The sequence below is a fragment of the Microbacterium helvum genome (assembly GCF_014779795.1).
Taxonomy (GTDB): domain Bacteria; phylum Actinomycetota; class Actinomycetes; order Actinomycetales; family Microbacteriaceae; genus Microbacterium; species Microbacterium helvum.
The window spans coordinates 223,083-240,013 of record NZ_JACXZS010000002.1 but is presented as its reverse complement, the minus strand read 5'-3'; the positions used below and the strand labels follow the sequence as shown (position 1 = coordinate 240,013).

Genomic DNA, 16,931 nt, shown 5'->3' with positions numbered 1-16,931 from the left:
GTGGTACCCGGGACAACCCCGTCCCCCCGGCCCGGGGAGGGCTGAGGAGCACTCCGGAAAGGAGCTTCACATGAGCATCGGAGCAGGAATCGTACTGTTCGCGATCGGAGCCATCCTGACGTTCGCGCTGAACGTCCAGGTGGACTGGGTCGACCTCGACATGATCGGCTACATCCTCATGGGGGCCGGCGTCGTGATCTTCCTGGTCGGCATCGTGCTGATGATGCGCCGCCGCCGTTCGGACGTCGTCACGAGCACGTCGGTCGACCCTGCCGCGGATGCACAGGTGACGCGTCGCACCACGCGCACTCCGGACGACACCGCCGGCCTCTGACGAGACAGTCGTGGAGCGGGTGCGCGGGGGTGCCCGCTCCACTCGGGCCGCTCGCGGCGGTGCTCAGCCGGCCGCGGGCGTGCGAAGGGCCTCGACGCCCCGCAGCTCCACCGGTGCCCCCAGCAGCGCCTCGTGCGCGGCGCGCTGCGTCTGCCACCGCTCACGCGACATGACGTAGCGGTTGTGGAGCGCGGCCACACCCTCGCGGGCCGACAGATACGCTCCGTCGGGTTCGTACCCGAGGCGCCGAGACACCCCGTTGGAGGCGGGGTTGTCGGCGAACGCGCCCGACCGCGCCTCCTGCGCACCGAAACCCTCGAACGCCAGCTGCAGCACGAGCGCCCGCATGCGGGTGCCGAGTCCCTGCCCTTGATGCTCCAGCCCGAGCCATGAGCCGGTCTGCACGGCGCGCAGCACCGTCCAGTCCTTGGCCGTCATGCTCTGGATGCCCACCGGCACGCCGCGGTGCAGCACCGCGAGTTCGAGGCGGAACGTCTCCGGCGATACGTGCCCGCGGCTCTCCCACTGGTACAGCAGCACGCTGCGGGCGACCTCGTCCGCGGTACCGCGCGTCCACGGATGGTCGAACGGCATGGCGTCGGGATGATGGATGCCGCGCCCGGCCAGTTCCGCCAGCTCGACGACCAGCTCGTCGTCGATCCAGCGGAGTTCCAGATCACCTGCCCGCGCGCGGATGGCAGAGGCGGGCCAGAGACGGGCGAGGGTGTCGGGGTGCGGCATTCCGGAAGTCTGCCAGAAGACTAGAGTGGGCGGGTGCCCATTAGGAGTGGGCACCCGCCCACTAGAAAGGTCGATGCGATGCCGACCGGTCGCGCCCTCGAAGACCCCCGCACCGTGCTGCTCGACGCGGGCCGCAGGCTGCTGGCGACCGAGGGGGCGAGCGCGGTGACCAGCCGATCCGTCACGATCGCCTCAGGGGTGGCGAAAGGCGTGCTGCACCGGCACTTCGAGGATTTCGATGCGTACCTCGCCACCCTCGTCGCCGAGGACGCGGTGCGGATCCGTGCGATCGAGCCCCGCGCCGCGGGCTCCGCTGCTGCGGCGGTCGCGGACGTGATCGAGCAGATCTTCACCCGGACGACTCTCGCGCTGATCGCCCTCGTCATCAGCCGCGACGAGGTGCGGCGTCGTGCACGGGCAGACGGCGCCTTCGGGATCCCACTGCTGATGGATGCCACCGCCGTCGTCATCGACGTGCTGGGTGCCGGGCGCGAGGTGGGGTGGATCCGCCAGGACGCCGACGTGCCCGCGCTTTCGCTCGCGCTCGTCGGCGGTGCGCATCTGCTGTACGCGGGCGAGCTGGGGGCGTTCCCGGAGCGCTCCGCCGTGCACGAGGTCGCCGAGTCCCTCCTCGCCGGATCGCTCTGAGTCCCGGGTCTGCCAGACTGCTGGACGTGAGCGCCGCCGCCGTCCTGCAGACCATCGTCACCGAGATCGACGCGCTGGGACTGGCCGCGTACGGCATCCACGTGCGCGTCGACGAGGACGAAGCACAGCACCGGTGGCGCAGCGACGACCGCGTCAACATCTACTCGGCCTCGAAAGGCGTCTGCGCACTGGCCGTCGGGATGGCCGTTGACGACGGCATCCTCTCGCTCGATTCCACCGTCGACGATCTGCTGCCGGCCTTCGAGCTCGGTGACGGCGTCGATCGTGTCACGATGAGGCAGCTGCTGACCATGACGAGCGGCATCGATTTCGAGTGGTTCGGCGACCAGCCCGCACCCTGGCCCGACCTCGCGCAGGAGATGCTGCGGCGGCCCTCGGTGGGCGCCGGCACGACGTTCCAGTACAGCGACGCGAGCACGTACACCGCGATGCGGCTGCTCGGGAGCGTCGTCGGCGATGTGCGCGACTGGCTCATGCCTCGGCTGTTCGACCCGCTCGGCATCCACAATCCGCAGTGGCATCGCTGTCCGCAGGGATGGATCATCGGCGGCAGCGGACTGCAGCTGCGCACCGAGGAGCTCGCTCGCATCGGCCGGGTGCTGCGCGACCGTGGCCGCTGGGGATCGTCGCAGCTCGTCAGCGCGGACTGGGTCGACCACATGCACGCGGACTGGGTCACCACGCCGTACGGCGGCTCCTCCTCGCACTACGGACTCGCGGTCTGGGAGGGCCCCGGCAAGACATGGCGCCTGGACGGCAAGTACGGGCAGTACGTCGTGATCGACGACGCCGGCACGTCGGTGGTGACGATCACCGCCCACGAGGAGTCCCGCGACCATCTGCTGGCCTCGATCGCCGCGGCCGCGATCACCCGTTGAGCGGCGCGACTATCGTTCGACGTACGCCGCGATGCCGTCGAGGATGCGATCCAACCCGAACTCGAACCCGTCGAGCGGGGGCTCGTCAGCGAGGAACATCGGCTCCTGCATGACGTCCGCGACCGCATCGAGGCGGCGGGCACGCAGCTGCGCATCGAGGAACTCGCGCACCGCGCCCACTGCGCGCTGTTGATCCGGGTTCGCGCGCTGCAGCTCGGCCGGAGTAGGCGCATTGCGACGCAGATCCGCGCCGTATCGGGCGTGGCTGTCGAGCAGGTATGCGCAGTTGAGCATCTGCTGCGCACCCATTCCGGTCGGCGAGAGCGCGCCGATCAGCACCTCCAGCCAGGCCGCGTTGTGCGGGGTGAGCGGGACGGTCCGCGGCACATCCAGCAGCCACGGCCGTGCCACGAACTGCTCGAACAGCCGCCGCGCCCACGTCGCCGCGGCCGGGCGCCAGTCGTCACCCGGGAGCGTCGGCGGGTCGCCCCACGCGCGGTCGGCGACGAGCACGAGCAGCTCGTCCTTCGAGCTCACGTAGCGGTAGAGCGCGTTCGTGCTCACCCCGATCCGCGCCGCGACACGGGGGAGGGATGCCGCAGCGATGCCTTCCTCGTCCGCCAGGACCGTCGCCGCTTCGACCACCTCGTCGACGGTGTGCGCCGGCTTCGGCCCACGGCGCCCTTCGGTCTCGACGACGCCCCACGCCGCGGCAAGGCCGGGCGGGAGCGCGGCGAGGTCAGCGCCCCGCGGGGGGCTGGGGGTGGCGGGCGTCATGCGCGGCATCCTCTCGACGTCTTCGAAACAAATAGTAGACGGCTTACACAGTTAAGGCTACTGTGCATGCCATGAACACTTCATTGCTTACACAGAACTCGTCCGCGACCCCCGAACCCGCTCGCGTGACTCGCACCACCCGCCGCTGGATCGGCGCGGCGGCCGTCGTCGGCGGCTTCCTGCCGCTCATCGAGATTCCGCTGTACTTCGCGACGCCGGCCTGCGACGTGAACGTCTGCGGCCCCGAGACGGGGGCCCTGATGCCGGATTGGCTGATCCTCACCCGCACCGTGTTCAGCTTCGTGGCGCTGATCTCGCTCCTCGTCTTCATGAGCGGGGTGAGACACCTGGTCGCGCGCACAGACAGCAGGTACGAATGGTTCGGCACCGTCGCGGGCACCGTCGGCGCCGCGTGGACGATCGTCGACCTGGTCGCGAAGGGCCTCGAGGGCAGCACCGCGATCCGGGAATCCGAATGGATCGACCCGACGCGCATCGTGCCGACCTATCTGCTCTACGGCTCCATCACGCATCTGCTGCTGATGGTGTTCGGCATCGCGTTCGGCTACGTCGTGCTGCGCACCGGGATGCTGCGCCGCTGGGTCGCCTGGACCGCGTTCGGGGTGGCCGTGCTGCAGCTGCTGCTCGTGCCGTCGATGTTCTTCGGCTTCAACTCGTACGACTTCTACGCCGCGAACGGCTGGGGATCGGTGGCGACCTTCAACGGACTGACCGTGCTGTGGCTGGCGTTCGTCGGCATCGCGATCCTGCGCAACAAGCAGCTCGACGAGTCCTGATCACACACGGGGCGATCCCGGTCGGCATGCCGGCCGGGATCGCCACCCTGCTGAGGCACGTGAGCCTCGTCCGCCGAGGATTCAGCTGCCGCCGGCATCCCGCCCCAAATCGATGGCCGAGATGATCGTGGCCGTGCTGCCCGTCATGACGGCGATCGCGAGGAAGCGCAACTGCGCGGTCATGCCGGGTGACGTCACCACCCCCGGGACGTGTGTCACGTGCGGGCGGTAGCCCTCGCGCCAGTACTCGGGGGTCTCCGCGCCGAAGCCGGCGAGCGCTTCGAGCGCCACGGCCAATCGCTCGTGCAGGGCGATGATCTGGGCCGACTCGACGAGCTGGACCGCGATGTCGTGGCGGGGTCCGAACCACGCCTGCTCTGCGAAACGGAGTCGCAGCGGCGGCTCGTCGACGCAGCAGTCCGCGACCGCACGGGTCACCGTTTCGGGCCCGCCGTCCACGACGAAGTTCGAGGCGAGCGTGACGTGCGCCGGCCACGCACGGCGGCTGATCATCGCAGCTACGCTGAGCGGTTCGGGCAGCGCGACCACCACATACAGCTCTCGAGCCGCATCGGCAGGCACGCGTCCAGCTTGGCAGAGCGTCAGAGCGTCGTGGCCACCCAGCGCGCCTCGTCCGCGATGAGGTCGATGCCGCGCCCCACGGGTCGGTACCCCAGCCGCCGCGCAGCGGTGGTGTCGAGCACGATCGGGTTGGGCGCGGCCCACGGGTGCGCTCCACGGTCCTCGTCACCCGGCAGCAGCTCGATGCGGCCTCGCCACTCGAGTGCATCGCCGATGGCGCGCACGATCTCAGCCGCGGACGGGGCATCCGGGTCGGCACTGTTCAGCACACGCGCGGCGGGTGACCCCGCCACGGTCTCGATGAGCGCCGCGGTGTTGTCGGCCGCCGTGAGGTGATCGATGGATGCTCCCCGCCGGGCGAGCGGGATCGCCTCGTCGCCGCGCACCATCCGCTCGACGAACATCCGCGTGCGCGCATTGCGAGCCCATCTGCCGTGCACCTTCGAGGGCCGGATCACGGTGACCGGCAGCCCGCTGTCGAGCAGCACCCGCTCCACGGCGACCTTGCACGGCGCGTAGCCCTCGCGCGTATACGGGTCGACGTCGTCGCCCGCGGGCGGAAGCGTCGGATGGGATTCAGCGAGCGGAACGGGGAATCGCGGAGGGGCATCGCCGTTGATGTGATGTCCCTCGGCATCGACATACACAGCGCGGGACGAGATCACGACGGGGGAGCCCACCGCGCCCAGCGCCGGAACGAGGGCTCGGGCCTGCGCGGCACGATACGCGAGCAGGTCGACGAGCAGATCGGCGCCGGAGCCGATGAGGCGCTCGATCGCCGATGTGTCGTCACGGTCGATCTCGTGGAACCGCACTCCCGCATCGCGAAGCTGCTGCGGCATGAGTTCGGGGGAGCGCCCCGTCACATCGACGGCCCAACCAGCTCGCGCCAGCCGTGACGCCGCCGCCCCGCCGATCGCACCAGTCCCGCCGAGGATCACCGCACGCATCCGTCTATTCTGGCTCGGAACGCAACCCACGACCGCCACGGGAAGGAGTGCCGATGGGCACAGTCCGTCGTATCGCCCTCAGCATGACCGCCCCGACGGTGCTCGCTCTGTGCACGGCGTGCTCGGCGAGTGTCGCGCCGCCGCCGGAGGCCGTCGGAGACGATTACCCGGGCACCTGCATGCCACCCGAGCTGTCGTGGCCGTCAGACTTCCTGGAGTCGTTGCCGGGCGAGTCCGCCGCGGTAGGCGGAAGCGTCGTCGGTCTGCGACTCGAGTACGTCGACTCCGAATGGATGTGGCGCATCCGGAGCGCGGACACCAGGGAGGACGCGTTCGGCGAGCGCGTCGACGATCCGAGCTTCGGGAGGGAGTCGCTCGTCGATGTCCGGACGCTCGAGATCCTGAGCACGCAAGAGACCGAGCTCACCGACGCCGAGCAGCAGCCGACCGGCAGCAGCGCGGTCGGCGCGGCCATGTCTTCGGGCGAGCAGTGGCCGAGTCCGCTCATCGTCGAGATGACGCGCGTGATGGAGGACGGCACCCCGAAATGGCGCATCACCACCTGCGACACCGCGACCAATGAGCAGTCCGTGATGACGCTGGACTGAGGCTCGCCCGGTGTCCCACCGGGTCAGAACGGCGGGGTGTCGCCCAGCACGGGGCGGCTGTCGAGCAGTCGGCGAACACGGTCCGTCAACCCCGCGAAGGGATGCCGGGTGTGATGCCCGTCCGGAAACCGCACCTCGATGCTGCCATCGTCGCGACGGTGATGTCGGAGCAGCGTGGTGTCCTTGAGGGCATGGTCAGGGGCGCACAGCGGGTCGAGATTTCCGATGTCGGTCTCGCCTCGGCCAGGGCCGTGGAACGCGCAGTGGTGGTCGATATCGGAGTCGATCGCCAGTCGTTCGCACCCGTCGCGGGCGCACGTCCCATGAACCAGGGCAAGCCACTCGCGCTGTGCGCGCGTCGCCTTCCGAGCGCGGCGGTCCATGTCGAGGACCACGCCGGTCACGGGATCGGTGATCACCCGGGTGAACGCGCCTGCGTCCAGGAGCAGTTGCCGGGCGGTCGCGTCGTCGATCGGCCCGATGCCGGGTATCAGGCACTCTGCGTTCAGATCGAGGCCGGCAGCGCCGAAGATCTGCGTGCGAACGCTCGCGCCGGCCTCGGGCGCGAGCCGATCCAGCGGAACCGTGACCAGCACCTTCACTTTCGCTGTCGACACCTCGCCGCCACTGAGCAGATCGGCGAACAGATCCGCACGGATCTGCGCGTCCGTGCGCCCGTCGCGCTGCTCGACGGTCATCCCCTTCGCTGACCGCGTCAGCCCTCGATCGATGGCGTGCGCGCGTTCCGTCGTGACCAATCCGTACCCATGACATGCCGTCCGCGACGTGTTCGACGTACGTCCGGCGACGGACGAAAGCCTCGGCATGCCGCTGCGTCCGAGTCCGGCCCGTCAGACGATCGGCGAGGACCCGAGCCTGACGCCTCGTGCCCGCGACCGTGGCTGAGACCACCACCTCGCGCATCGCCTCGTCGAACACATCCAGCAGATCAGCATCACCGTCGAACGCCGTCACCTGGGCGACCGCAGCTCGCACATGTGCGAGTGTCACGATCCCGTCCCGCGCGGCACCCCATACCCAGGGGAGCACGTCGCGCGCCTGCTGCGCCAACGCCGCCGAGGAACGCACCTCGGTCTCCGTCAACCGCAGCCTCGAGGATGCCTCCAGCACGGCGCACCGTTCGGCGAGTGCCGCATCGCCGCCCATCGGCGGGACGCCGCCGGACAGCCTCGGATCGAAATCCGGATTCACATAAAGGTCCGGATGCGCACGCGCGAACTCCAGGACCTCCGCGAGGTGCTCGCACTGACGCGCGGCACGTCTGTTCGTCTCGAACTGGGCGGCCTCGGCATCCATGAAAAGCTCACCCAGCACGAACGCATGGTCCACTCGCTCAACGACCGGCGAGAGGGAGGGCTCCATTGGCCCAGTTTAGTAGCTTTATTCGGCGATTGCCAGGTTTTCCGTTGATTTTCCCGTCGTAACCTGACATCTGTCGCCGCCCGGATCGTCACGACTGTCGAGACTTTGTTTCACAACGCGAAGACCTGTCGAGACCGGGGATGAGGTCATATTCTCGTGGGTGGAGGTCGAGAATGGCGACGATCGAAGATGTGCGAGCGCTGGGATCCAGCCTCGAACGCTCATACGAAGTCGTCGTGCGCGGCAGACTGAAGTTCCGTGTCGCACAGCTGGTCTACGTCGCCTTCTCGCGTGACGAGCGCACCATGGAGTTCGCGTTCCCGAAAGAGATGCGTGACGGGCTCATCGGGGGCCAACCCGACAAGTTCCGGCTACCGTCACCGTCCGATCTGCGGTTCCACTGGGTGAGTTCGGATCTCGCCGCGCTCGATCCCGCGGAAGCCCGCGAGTTCGTCGTGGACGCATGGCGCATGGTCGTGCCCCAGAAGGTGTCACGGGCCTACGATCTGGCCCATCCGAACGGCCCAGGCTGAGATACCCCGGACACCCGTCGCGGGTCAGTGCGAGGCATCCACTCGTCCGCGGGATCCGTCGAGTGCGATCCAGTACCGCTCGAAGATGCCGTGCGTGTTCTCCAGCACACCGCCCGCCGACAGGATGGTCCGCCGAGACAGGGAGTTGTCCGTCTCGCAGACCAGCAGGATCCGCGTGATTCCGCGCCGTCGAGCCTCTTCCAGGCAGAGCTCCAGCGCTGCGGTCGCAACGCCGCGGCCGCGCGCCGAGGGGCGCACGGCGTACCCGATGTGCCCGCCCTCCGCCAGGAGCAGGTCGTTGAGCTCGTGGCGAAGGTGGATCGAGCCGAGGACTTCCGAGGGATCCGCGTCATCGATGATCCACCAGACGGTGGCGGGCACGAAACCGTCCTGGCCTTCCGACCGCTGGAGGACCTCGCGCCGCAGCCACTGATCGAAGACGTCGGACGTCCGCAGATCGGCGTCGTCGAATCCGAACGTGGAGAAGCCGTGCAGCACCGCGCCGTCGAACTCGTCCATCGCCGCAACCCATGAGTTCCAACGGGAGCGATCGGGGAGCACGAGCGAGATCATGCAGACAGTGTACGAAGCCGCGGCGATGCCGGGGGAGCGGGACCCTAGGCTGTCGATCATGCCTGCCTCGCCGTACCTCACGTCACTTCGAGAGCGAGTCGGCCACGACCTGCTGCTTCTTCCGGCCGTGTCCGCAGTGATCCGCGATGATCGAGGGCGGGTTCTGCTGGCGCGGTCCCACGGCGATGAGCAATGGGCTCTCATCGGCGGAGGTCTGGAGCCGGGGGAGGAGCCGGCCACCGCGATCGTCCGTGAGATCCGCGAAGAACTCGGCGTCGATGCGACGGTCGACCGGATCATCGGCGTCTACGGCGGCGAGAGGATGTTCATCACCTACCCGAACGGCGATCGGTGCGCATACGTCACAGCCGCCTACGAGTGCCGCCTCGGGTCGGACTCGTTCACGCTCGAAGAAGACGAGCTGGCCGACGTCGCGTGGTTCATGCGAGAAGACCTTCGGAGCCTGGCCGCACAGCCCTATGTCGTCCCGATCCTGACGGATGCCGGCCTGTACGACTGACGCATCGATGCGTCACGGGGGCGGTGCCGCCGTGATGCCGGTTCAGTGCTTCGGAGGAGCATTCACCCGTTCGCTGCCGGCTCGAAGCACGTCCTGACGTCCATGCCGCTCTCTTCGACCTGCGCCAGGACCGCGTCGGCATCCTTGCCCGGCTCGATGCCCATGTCGGTCAGGCACTCGCGGTATCTGATGAATGTCTCAGACTCGTACGAATGGGCGACCTGCCACCTGAAGTCGATCGGCGCGAAGTCGACGTAGCACTCGTCGTACACCGGCATCTCCCACGCCAGGACGGAGAACTCGTACACACCACCGACGACCCGCTCGGCGGCGAGCGAGGCGCCACCTTCTTTCATGCAGGCTTTGAGCTTCGCGTAGGCGTCGTCGTACACCTGCTGAGTGACGACGGTCACACCGTCGGGCAGGGGACCTGCTTCAGGGTTCGCAGGTGACCCACCGAACGCGGACAGCCCGCCGACCGTCACCAGACCGGCCGCGACGACGATTGCGCCTGCGATGATCGTTCGCTTCTTCATGCCTGGCTCCTCAGGAACTCACTGAACCGATCTCGACGCGGTTGTCAGGGCCGGCCACGCGAACACACGGGAAAGAACGAGATCACGAGTCATTTCAGCGGAAGACGCCCAGCGCCACAAGCCCCAGCGGTGGCTCACGCGCGAGCGAGATCGAGGGGAGCGTCGAAACCGCACCGACTGAGTCAGCTCCACGCGATCTGACATAATGTGTATTATCGGCGATCCTTCGCAGGTGGCCGAGACCTCGCCACCAGCCCCTCTCGACCTTCAACCACTCCAGAAGGGGTTGCCGCCGGCATCCACTCGCTCGCGAGAACCCCGCCGAGGGTGCGCGACGCGCCCGATGACCCAGTTGTCATCTCACGCAAGCCACCGCAAGACTTCACGCAATCTCACGCAAGACTCGAACGGCGCGCGCAGGTCCTCTCAGACCACCCACGCACCATCGCGCATCAGCACGCGACCGGACAGCTCGTTCGACTCACGCCAGGCCTGGATGCGCGTGGGCCGCAGCACCAGGAAGACGTAGCCGCTGAGGCCGCGCGGATCCCAGTCGGCCTGAGCCGCGTAGGCCTCGCCGAGCGCCGCATCCTCATCGACGCCCGCAGAGCGGTCCAGCGACACATCCAGCACGGCGACATCGCGTGTCGGGCCCACGGCGAGACGCGCGACGCCCGAACGCAGCAGATTGCGTGCCGTGATGGATGCCGCATCCAGCGCGATCACGGCGCGCTCGTCGATCCACGCCAGCGACAGCGGCACGAGATGGGGCACGGCATCCGGCGATGCCGTCGCCACCCAGACGTCGGCGGCCGGCGCCGTGAGCGCCCGAATCAAGTCGGCCTTGCGTGTGGCTCGATCACGTGGTTCCGGCATCCGACTCCCCTGTCTGTTCACCACGGGCCTGTCTGTTCACCACGGGCCTGTCTTCTCAGCGAGACAGTCTGTCAGACCCCGACACACGATTCCCGCCTAGAGAACGATTTCTCTAGGCTCGACTCATGCTGGAATCGCTCACCGGATTCGTCGTGGTGGGCGTGGCGATCCTGGTGGGATGGATCCTGGGCCGGATCGACCTGCTCGGCGAGCACGCCAAGCCCGTGCTGGCGCGCCTCACCTTCTTCGTGCTGTCGCCGTTCCTGCTGTTCACCGTGCTGTCGCAGGCCGACGTCCACACGCTGTTCTCGTCGCTCCTGCCGGTCTCTGCGATCGCGGCGGTCGCGGTGATCCTCGTCTACGCGCTCATCGCACGCTTCGCGTTCCGCCGCTCGGTCGGCGAGACCGTCATCGGCGCGCTCAGCGCCGGGCAGGTCAACTCCAACAACATCGGCATCCCGCTGTCGCTGTATCTGCTCGGCAGCGCGGCCTATCCGGCGCCGGTGATCCTCATGCAGCTGCTGGTCTTCACGCCCATCACGATGGCGATCCTGGATGCCGTCACCACTGCCCGCACGTCGCTCTGGCGCTCTGTGGCACGCGTCGCGACGAATCCGATCGTGCTCGGATCGGCACTGGGGACGCTCGTCTCGGTGCTCGGCATCGAGCTGCCTCCCATCGTGCTCGAGCCGGCGCTGCTCATCGCGAACGCCTGCGTGCCGGTGCTGCTCATCGCGTACGGCATCTCGCTGCACGGTCAGCGCGTGCTCGGTCCGTCCGGCCGACGCCGCGACATCGTCCTCGCGACGGCGCTCAAGCTGATCGCGATGCCGGTCGTCGCGTGGGCGGCGGCCGAGTTCGTCTTCGGCCTGAGCGCGCACGATGTCCTCGTCGTGACCGTGCTCGCGGCGCTGCCGACGGCGCAGAACGTCTTCAACTACTCGCAGCGCTACGACATCGGCGAGACGATCTCGCGCGACACCGTGTTCCTCACGACGATCGGCTGCGTGCCGGTGCTGATCCTCGTGACGCTGCTGCTGGGCTGACTCCCCCGCGACGGATCACTCCCGCACGATCTCGTGCAGCGTCCCCAGGATCAGCCGCGTCCTCGACTCGTCGCTCAGCACCGTGAAGAGCGTGTGCGTGCACGAGCGGCAGCGCACGATCGCGGCCGCCTCATCGAGCTCGACCACGGCCTCGGCGAACGGCGCCGCCGAGCCGCAGCCGCCGCACACGCCGACGACCGCGGTGACGTCCGCGCCGAACACATCCCACAGCATCCCTGCGACGGCGTTGCCGTCCACTGTGCTGGTCGCGTTCTCAGCCCGCATCACGCACCTCCGAAGCGTTCCGTCTTGATCCGTGCCGGCGGATGCCCGAGGCCGACCAGCGCATCGGCGACATGCTCCACGAACCCGGTCGGTCCGCACACGTAGACGATCGGCTCCCGATCCGGCGGCCACACGGCGGCGCGCAGCGCGTCGTCGTCGAGGCGCCCGACCGGCGCCGTCCACCCTTCCGGAGCGGTGCGCGTGTAGCGCCAGGTGACCGCCACTCCCCCGTCACCGCCCGCACGTTCCAGCTCATCGCGATATATCGCGTCTGTCGGTGTACGCACCGAGTAGAGCAGGCGAGTGGATGCCGCAGCCCCGGCATCCACCATCGCCCGGGTGATCGCGACCAGCGGGACGATCCCCGACCCGCCCGCGATCAGCTGCACCGGCTCCGCTCCCCCGACCCGCCAGACGAAGTAGCCGCCGAGGGGGCCCTTGACCTCGAGCTCGTCACCCGGCCGCACATCGCGGACGAGGTACGGCGACACCTCGCCGTCCGGGATCTCGTCGACCGCGAGCTCGATCGTCTCGGACGCACCGTACGACCCGAGCGAGTACGACCGCACGGCCTGATAGCCGTCCTCGGCCGTCAGCCGGACGTCCACATGCTGACCGGCGTCATTGCCCGCCCACCCCGGCACCTCGATGCGAAGCACACGCGCCGACGGCGTGACGTCGGCGACGTCGACGACCTTCGCGGCGCGCCAGCCGCCGACCGTCACCAATATCGCTCCTCGGTCCACGGATCGCCGTGCATGTTGTAGCCGTTCTGCTCCCAGAATCCCGGCTCGTCCTCGTCCATGAGGGTGAGGCCGCGCACCCACTTGGCGCTCTTCCAGAAGTAGAGGTGCGGCACCAGCAGCCGCGCGGGACCGCCGTGCTCGGGATCGAGCGGCTCGCCGTCGAACTCGAAGGCCACCCACGCCCGGCCGTCACGCAGCTCATCGAGCGGCACATTGGTCGTGTAGCCGCCGTACGAGTGCGCCATGGCGTACGAGGCCTCCGTCTCGACGCCCTCCAGCAGCGTATCCAGCGACACTCCGCGCCAGGACGTGCCGAGCTTCGACCACCGCGTGACGCAGTGGATGTCGGTGTCGATGTCCTCGACCGGCAGGGCGAGGAACTCGTCCCAGGTCCACGACACATCTGCACCCGCCTCCGACCGGATCCCGAAGCGCCACGCATCGGTGTCGATGCGCGGCGTCGGACCGGCGGACAGCACCGGGAAATCCTCGGTCAGATACTGCCCCGGCGGCAGGTGCGGATCACTGTCACGGCGCCGCGCGCCGAATCCTCTGGAGATGACGGCCATGACGTTGTTCTACACCCCGCGGCCGGTCGTCGCACCGATGTTCGACATGGGGTCTAAGCTTTACCCGCATTCCATTCAGGAAACACTCAGAAAGGCACCTCTCATGTCCACCGCATCCGAGGCCGAGAAGTCGGCCGTCAACGGAATCCGCACCGCGCTCGGCATCGGCGGCGTCCTCGCGCTCATCGTCGGCATCTTGATCCTGGTCTGGCCGGGCAAGACGTTCGCCGTCGTCACCGCCATCATCGCGATCTACGCCATCGCCGCGGGACTCGTCTACGCCGGTCTCGGCATCTTCTCCAAGACCAAGGGCGGATGGGCGCGCGTCGGCCACATCCTCCTCGGCGTGCTGTTCATCATCGCCGGTGTCGTGGCGCTGTTCAACCTCACCGCCTCGAGCGCGTACCTGCTGCTGTTCATCGGCATCCTCGTCGGCATCATGTGGATCGTCGAGGGCATCGTCGCGCTCTCGACGCTCGGTGACGCCGCGTCGAAGGGCTGGTCGATCTTCTTCGCCATCCTGAGCATCATCGCCGGAATCATCGTGCTGTTCTCGCCGGTCTGGGGCACGATCGTGCTCTGGTGGATCCTGGGCATCTCGCTCATCGTCCTCGGCATCATCAACATCGTTCGCGCCTTCACCTTCAAGGGCGACCTCTGATCCGAGGCTGAACGACAGAAGACCCCGGGAGCTCGTGCTCCCGGGGTCTTCTCGTCGTGGAGTCAGTCGACAGGCAGGTGCCGGGCCCACCAATCGAGCACGGCATCGAAGCGCTCGACGCGGTGGCGCGGCTGGCCCGAACGGGTCAGCTCATGGTTCTCGCCCGGGAACACCAGCATCTCGGCCTCGGTGCCCTGGCGCTTGAGGGCTGAGTAGTAGCGCGTCGCCTGCTCGAGCGGGCACCGGAAGTCCAGCTCGGAGTGCATCACCAGCGTGGGAGTGGTCACCTGGCCCACGACGGCCATCGGGCTCTGCCGCGCGATGTCGTCCGGCGACACCCCGACGTACTCATCACCGAAGAACGAGCCGATGTCACTGGTGCCCTGGAAGGACACCGGCTCCAGGAAGCCGCGCTCCACGATCGCGCCGGCGAAACGGTGGTCGTGCGCGATCACCCAGGCCGTCAGGTAGCCGCCGTACGAGCCGCCCTGCACGCCGACGCGGCTGCCGTCCAGACGCTCGTCGGACGCGATGGCGCCCTCGAAGAAGTCGATGACGTCGGCGAAGTCCACGGTGCCCATCTGCTGGCGGATGCTCCGGCCGTGGGCCGGGCCGTACCCCGCCGAACCGCGCGGGTTCGAGTAGACGACCGCGTAGCCGGCGTCGACGAGCACCTGCGTCTCGTCGAACAGATGCACGCCGTACGACGCGAAGGGTCCGCCGTGGATCTGCAGGATGACCGGGAACGGCCCCTCGCCCTCGGGCGTCGCGACCCAGCCGTGCACCGGGTATCCGTCGCGGCCGGTCACGGTGAGCTCGCGCGGAAGCGAGATCCCGGATGCCGCGGCCGCCGCTCCGAAGTCGGTGAGGGTATGCACGACGCCGCCGTCGACGAGCACCAGCTCGCCGAACGAGTCGGGGCGCGCCACCGCCGCCACGACGCGGTCGCCGGCGGCGGCGTGACCGCCGACCTCGAGATCGCCGCCGAGCACCTCGGTGATGGCGCCGTCGCGTGCCACGCGCAGCAGGCGGACGCGACCCCGCGTCGCGTCGTGCACATAGAAGTCGTCGCCTTCCGCGGTGAGGTGTCCCTCGCCGAGGTAGACCTCGTCGACGTCCGTGAGTCGGCGCGGCCCCTCGGATCCGAGCAGCCACAGTCCGACGCCCGGGGCGATGAAGTCGCGACCGTCGCCGACCTCGTGACCCAGTACCGCCACCGCGCCGTCGTCCGCGACGGCGATGTCGAACACCGACAGCCCCGCGTCGACGCCGAGCACGTCGCGCTCGCCCGAGCCGTCCACGGCGATCGCGACGATCCGGGTCCGCAGGTCGCGCACGGCCGGCTCGATCTCGTCCGTCGACGTGAGCACCTCGCGTCCGTCCGACGTGAACGCGAGCCCGGCGTGCGAGGTCGTGCCCTCGGTCAGCTGCCGCGCCTCGGCGGCCACGACGGTCTTCTTAGGCGCCGGGGCGTCATCGTCGCGCACCGCGGCCGCCGGCTCGTAGAACGGCTCGGCCGCCACGTCGGGAGCGGCGATCACGAAGACGTGCGACGGACGGTCGCCGATGTAGCCCAGTCCGTTGGCATGCCAGCGGATGCCGGTGATGTGCCGCGGCGATTCGGCCGCGGCATCCAATCCTTCGACGCTGCCGTAGCGCCCCTTCTCGGGGACGCGCGCGAGGAACGCGATCGACGCGCCGTCGGGTGACCATGCATAGTCCTCGACGCCGAGGACAGCCTCGGTCGCCTGGACCGGCTCGCCGCCGGCCGCGGGGATCACGTGCACCTGCGGCTTGCCCTTCGCGTCGCCGCGCACGAACGCCAGGCGCGTGCCGTCCGGCGACAGGCGCGGTGCGCCGTCGGCGGTGCCGCGCGTGAGGCGTCGAGGCGTGCCGCCGGGAAGGTCCACGCGCCACACCTGGCCGACGCCGCGGTTGGCGGCGATGTCGGGGCGCGAGGTCGCGAACACCGCGAACGACCCGTCCGGGGCGATGTCGGGCCGCGAGACGGAGATCAGCGTCTCGATGTCAGTGGCGCGCATCGGTCACTCCGCTCCGAACGACGACACGTCGCCGATCAGGCGCGTGTTGCCGGCCGGGACCGGCTCATACGCCGCGGCGGCCACCTCTGCGGCGAACTCCGACACGTTGTAGAGCTTGCCCGCGTCCTCGCGCCGGGCGGCGATCGCACCCGGATTCGCGCGCTCGAGCAGCGTCGCGGTGATCGTGCCCTCGATCATGTCGCCCGAGACGACCACGAACTCGACGCCGATCTCGGACAGCCCCGGGATGCGCTCGCGGAGCGCGTCCTCCCCCGCGCGCTTGGACAGCGCGACCGGCTCGTACTCGGGCATGGTCGGGGTGGTGCGGATGAAGTGGGCCTGGTGGCTCGTGACGAACACGACGCGCGACCCCTCGCCGAGCAGCGGCAGCGCCGTCTCGAGGACGTTCACCTGCGCGTCGCGGTTGAGCTTGAGTGCGTAGTCCTCCGCCATGCCGGACTCCATGCCGCCGGACGCGTTGAGCACCAGGATGTCGAGCCCGCCGAACGTGTCCTTCACCTGGTCGAACATCTCCTGCACGGATGCCGGGTCGGTGAGGTCCGCGCCCACGACGAGCGTCTGCACGCCGAGCTCGCGCAGTTCGCCGGCGAGCTTCTCGGCGCGCGGCGCCTTGTTGCGGTAGTTGATGACGACGTTCGCACCGGCCTCGGCGAGGTACCGCGCCGTGTCGGCGCCGATGCCACGTGACGAGCCGGTCACGAGGGCGGTCTTGCCGCTCAGCGAACCGGCAGGAATCGGGGTGGAAGTCGCGTTGGTTGACTCAGTCACGCAACGACCCTACCTGGTAGGTTCGAGGCAAGGAGG

General features: G+C 68.9%; 23 protein-coding genes. 10 read left to right on the top strand and 13 right to left on the bottom strand.

The window, feature by feature from the left end; genetic code table 11:
* Window positions 1-70 precede the first annotated feature (70 nt).
* Window positions 71-334 carry a DUF6458 family protein gene (locus tag IF188_RS04260; RefSeq protein WP_191170548.1) on the top strand — a complete coding sequence of 88 codons (264 nt, stop codon included), beginning with the start codon at window positions 71-73 and terminating at the stop codon, window positions 332-334.
* A gap of 63 nt (window positions 335-397) precedes the next feature.
* On the opposite strand, the gene IF188_RS04255 is transcribed toward IF188_RS04260, so the two are convergent.
* On the bottom strand, window positions 398-1,075 hold the full coding sequence (locus IF188_RS04255) for a GNAT family N-acetyltransferase (protein WP_191170547.1): 678 nt from the start codon (window positions 1,073-1,075) through the stop codon (window positions 398-400).
* A 78-nt stretch (window positions 1,076-1,153) separates the two neighbouring features.
* On the opposite strand from IF188_RS04255, the gene IF188_RS04250 reads away from it, so the two are divergent.
* Together IF188_RS04250 and IF188_RS04245 are read left to right on the top strand one after the other, a co-directional pair.
* Window positions 1,154-1,723 carry a TetR/AcrR family transcriptional regulator gene (locus IF188_RS04250; RefSeq protein ID WP_191170546.1) on the top strand — a complete coding sequence of 190 codons (570 nt, stop codon included), beginning with the start codon at window positions 1,154-1,156 and terminating at the stop codon, window positions 1,721-1,723.
* A 26-nt stretch (window positions 1,724-1,749) separates the two neighbouring features.
* Window positions 1,750-2,622, top strand: coding sequence for a serine hydrolase domain-containing protein (locus IF188_RS04245; protein WP_191170545.1), 873 nt, complete (start codon window positions 1,750-1,752; stop codon window positions 2,620-2,622).
* Between the two features lie 9 nt (window positions 2,623-2,631).
* On the opposite strand, the gene IF188_RS04240 is transcribed toward IF188_RS04245, so the two are convergent.
* Entirely contained in the window at window positions 2,632-3,399 is a 768-nt protein-coding gene (locus IF188_RS04240) for a TetR/AcrR family transcriptional regulator (protein ID WP_191170544.1), read from the bottom strand.
* Between the two features lie 125 nt (window positions 3,400-3,524).
* On the opposite strand from IF188_RS04240, the gene IF188_RS04235 reads away from it, so the two are divergent.
* Entirely contained in the window at window positions 3,525-4,196 is a 672-nt protein-coding gene (locus IF188_RS04235; RefSeq protein WP_191170543.1) for a hypothetical protein, read from the top strand.
* A gap of 81 nt (window positions 4,197-4,277) precedes the next feature.
* Here IF188_RS04235 and IF188_RS04230 read toward each other — a convergent pair whose 3' ends face one another.
* Both IF188_RS04230 and IF188_RS04225 read right to left on the bottom strand, forming a co-directional pair.
* Window positions 4,278-4,778, bottom strand: coding sequence for a 2'-5' RNA ligase family protein (locus tag IF188_RS04230; protein WP_191170542.1), 501 nt, complete (start codon window positions 4,776-4,778; stop codon window positions 4,278-4,280).
* A gap of 20 nt (window positions 4,779-4,798) precedes the next feature.
* Window positions 4,799-5,728: an NAD-dependent epimerase/dehydratase family protein gene (locus IF188_RS04225; protein ID WP_191170541.1), complete on the bottom strand. Its 930-nt coding sequence runs from the start codon at window positions 5,726-5,728 to the stop codon at window positions 4,799-4,801.
* A 53-nt stretch (window positions 5,729-5,781) separates the two neighbouring features.
* Here IF188_RS04225 and IF188_RS04220 point away from each other — a divergent pair, with 53 nt between their 5' ends.
* Window positions 5,782-6,336 (top strand): hypothetical protein, encoded by a 555-nt coding sequence (locus tag IF188_RS04220; RefSeq protein ID WP_191170540.1) that lies wholly within the window; start codon window positions 5,782-5,784, stop codon window positions 6,334-6,336.
* A gap of 23 nt (window positions 6,337-6,359) precedes the next feature.
* Here IF188_RS04220 and IF188_RS04215 read toward each other — a convergent pair whose 3' ends face one another.
* Entirely contained in the window at window positions 6,360-7,034 is a 675-nt protein-coding gene (locus tag IF188_RS04215) for a hypothetical protein (RefSeq protein ID WP_191170539.1), read from the bottom strand.
* Window positions 7,035-7,560: 526 nt separating this feature from the next.
* Between IF188_RS04215 and IF188_RS04210 the strand changes: the two genes are divergently transcribed.
* Entirely contained in the window at window positions 7,561-7,767 is a 207-nt protein-coding gene (locus tag IF188_RS04210; RefSeq protein ID WP_191170538.1) for a hypothetical protein, read from the top strand.
* 125 nt (window positions 7,768-7,892) lie between these two features.
* The gene (locus tag IF188_RS04205; RefSeq protein WP_191170537.1) at window positions 7,893-8,252 is read left to right on the top strand and encodes an MmcQ/YjbR family DNA-binding protein; all 360 of its coding nucleotides are present in this window, start codon (window positions 7,893-7,895) and stop codon (window positions 8,250-8,252) included.
* A gap of 24 nt (window positions 8,253-8,276) precedes the next feature.
* On the opposite strand, the gene IF188_RS04200 is transcribed toward IF188_RS04205, so the two are convergent.
* The gene (locus IF188_RS04200) at window positions 8,277-8,825 is read right to left on the bottom strand and encodes a GNAT family N-acetyltransferase (protein ID WP_191170536.1); all 549 of its coding nucleotides are present in this window, start codon (window positions 8,823-8,825) and stop codon (window positions 8,277-8,279) included.
* Between the two features lie 58 nt (window positions 8,826-8,883).
* On the opposite strand from IF188_RS04200, the gene IF188_RS04195 reads away from it, so the two are divergent.
* On the top strand, window positions 8,884-9,345 hold the full coding sequence (locus tag IF188_RS04195; RefSeq protein ID WP_191170535.1) for an NUDIX domain-containing protein: 462 nt from the start codon (window positions 8,884-8,886) through the stop codon (window positions 9,343-9,345).
* A gap of 62 nt (window positions 9,346-9,407) precedes the next feature.
* Here the strand turns inward: IF188_RS04195 and IF188_RS04190 are convergent, their stop codons facing one another.
* Window positions 9,408-9,881: a hypothetical protein gene (locus tag IF188_RS04190; protein WP_191170534.1), complete on the bottom strand. Its 474-nt coding sequence runs from the start codon at window positions 9,879-9,881 to the stop codon at window positions 9,408-9,410.
* Between the two features lie 426 nt (window positions 9,882-10,307).
* On the bottom strand, window positions 10,308-10,757 hold the full coding sequence (locus IF188_RS04185) for a pyridoxamine 5'-phosphate oxidase family protein (protein WP_191170533.1): 450 nt from the start codon (window positions 10,755-10,757) through the stop codon (window positions 10,308-10,310).
* 125 nt (window positions 10,758-10,882) lie between these two features.
* Between IF188_RS04185 and IF188_RS04180 the strand changes: the two genes are divergently transcribed.
* Window positions 10,883-11,803 (top strand): AEC family transporter, encoded by a 921-nt coding sequence (locus IF188_RS04180; RefSeq protein ID WP_191170532.1) that lies wholly within the window; start codon window positions 10,883-10,885, stop codon window positions 11,801-11,803.
* Between the two features lie 15 nt (window positions 11,804-11,818).
* Here the strand turns inward: IF188_RS04180 and IF188_RS04175 are convergent, their stop codons facing one another.
* From IF188_RS04175 to IF188_RS04165, 3 genes are read right to left on the bottom strand one after another with little or no spacing between them, the layout of a single operon-like run.
* Complete coding sequence (locus tag IF188_RS04175; protein ID WP_191170531.1) at window positions 11,819-12,088, bottom strand: DUF6510 family protein; 270 nt, start codon at window positions 12,086-12,088, stop codon at window positions 11,819-11,821.
* Entirely contained in the window at window positions 12,088-12,813 is a 726-nt protein-coding gene (locus tag IF188_RS04170; protein ID WP_191170530.1) for a ferredoxin reductase, read from the bottom strand. Before IF188_RS04170 ends, IF188_RS04175 begins: the two co-directional genes overlap by 1 nt.
* A complete protein-coding gene (locus IF188_RS04165; protein WP_191170529.1) occupies window positions 12,810-13,403 on the bottom strand; it encodes a sulfite oxidase-like oxidoreductase in 594 nt (197 codons plus the stop codon). The genes IF188_RS04170 and IF188_RS04165 overlap by 4 nt, the downstream gene beginning before the upstream one ends.
* Window positions 13,404-13,506: 103 nt before the next feature.
* On the opposite strand from IF188_RS04165, the gene IF188_RS04160 reads away from it, so the two are divergent.
* Entirely contained in the window at window positions 13,507-14,064 is a 558-nt protein-coding gene (locus IF188_RS04160; RefSeq protein ID WP_018170722.1) for an HdeD family acid-resistance protein, read from the top strand.
* A gap of 62 nt (window positions 14,065-14,126) precedes the next feature.
* Here the strand turns inward: IF188_RS04160 and IF188_RS04155 are convergent, their stop codons facing one another.
* On the bottom strand, window positions 14,127-16,106 hold the full coding sequence (locus IF188_RS04155) for an alpha/beta hydrolase family protein (RefSeq protein WP_191170528.1): 1,980 nt from the start codon (window positions 16,104-16,106) through the stop codon (window positions 14,127-14,129).
* Window positions 16,107-16,109: 3 nt separating this feature from the next.
* Window positions 16,110-16,895 (bottom strand): SDR family oxidoreductase, encoded by a 786-nt coding sequence (locus IF188_RS04150; protein WP_191170527.1) that lies wholly within the window; start codon window positions 16,893-16,895, stop codon window positions 16,110-16,112.
* Between the last annotated feature and the right edge of the window lie 36 nt (window positions 16,896-16,931).

Coding starts and splice junctions, on each gene's coding strand:
- IF188_RS04260 (WP_191170548.1), top strand. CDS start 71: ATGAGCATCGGAGCAGGAATCGTACTGTTCGCGATCGGAGCCATCCTG.
- IF188_RS04255 (WP_191170547.1), bottom strand. CDS start 1,075: ATGCCGCACCCCGACACCCTCGCCCGTCTCTGGCCCGCCTCTGCCATC.
- IF188_RS04250 (WP_191170546.1), top strand. CDS start 1,154: ATGCCGACCGGTCGCGCCCTCGAAGACCCCCGCACCGTGCTGCTCGAC.
- IF188_RS04240 (WP_191170544.1), bottom strand. CDS start 3,399: ATGACGCCCGCCACCCCCAGCCCCCCGCGGGGCGCTGACCTCGCCGCG.
- IF188_RS04225 (WP_191170541.1), bottom strand. CDS start 5,728: ATGCGTGCGGTGATCCTCGGCGGGACTGGTGCGATCGGCGGGGCGGCG.
- IF188_RS04220 (WP_191170540.1), top strand. CDS start 5,782: ATGGGCACAGTCCGTCGTATCGCCCTCAGCATGACCGCCCCGACGGTG.
- IF188_RS04215 (WP_191170539.1), bottom strand. CDS start 7,034: ATGACCGTCGAGCAGCGCGACGGGCGCACGGACGCGCAGATCCGTGCG.
- IF188_RS04210 (WP_191170538.1), top strand. CDS start 7,561: ATGCGCACGCGCGAACTCCAGGACCTCCGCGAGGTGCTCGCACTGACG.
- IF188_RS04205 (WP_191170537.1), top strand. CDS start 7,893: ATGGCGACGATCGAAGATGTGCGAGCGCTGGGATCCAGCCTCGAACGC.
- IF188_RS04200 (WP_191170536.1), bottom strand. CDS start 8,825: ATGATCTCGCTCGTGCTCCCCGATCGCTCCCGTTGGAACTCATGGGTT.
- IF188_RS04195 (WP_191170535.1), top strand. CDS start 8,884: ATGCCTGCCTCGCCGTACCTCACGTCACTTCGAGAGCGAGTCGGCCAC.
- IF188_RS04190 (WP_191170534.1), bottom strand. CDS start 9,881: ATGAAGAAGCGAACGATCATCGCAGGCGCAATCGTCGTCGCGGCCGGT.
- IF188_RS04185 (WP_191170533.1), bottom strand. CDS start 10,757: ATGCCGGAACCACGTGATCGAGCCACACGCAAGGCCGACTTGATTCGG.
- IF188_RS04180 (WP_191170532.1), top strand. CDS start 10,883: ATGCTGGAATCGCTCACCGGATTCGTCGTGGTGGGCGTGGCGATCCTG.
- IF188_RS04175 (WP_191170531.1), bottom strand. CDS start 12,088: ATGCGGGCTGAGAACGCGACCAGCACAGTGGACGGCAACGCCGTCGCA.
- IF188_RS04165 (WP_191170529.1), bottom strand. CDS start 13,403: ATGGCCGTCATCTCCAGAGGATTCGGCGCGCGGCGCCGTGACAGTGAT.
- IF188_RS04160 (WP_018170722.1), top strand. CDS start 13,507: ATGTCCACCGCATCCGAGGCCGAGAAGTCGGCCGTCAACGGAATCCGC.
- IF188_RS04155 (WP_191170528.1), bottom strand. CDS start 16,106: ATGCGCGCCACTGACATCGAGACGCTGATCTCCGTCTCGCGGCCCGAC.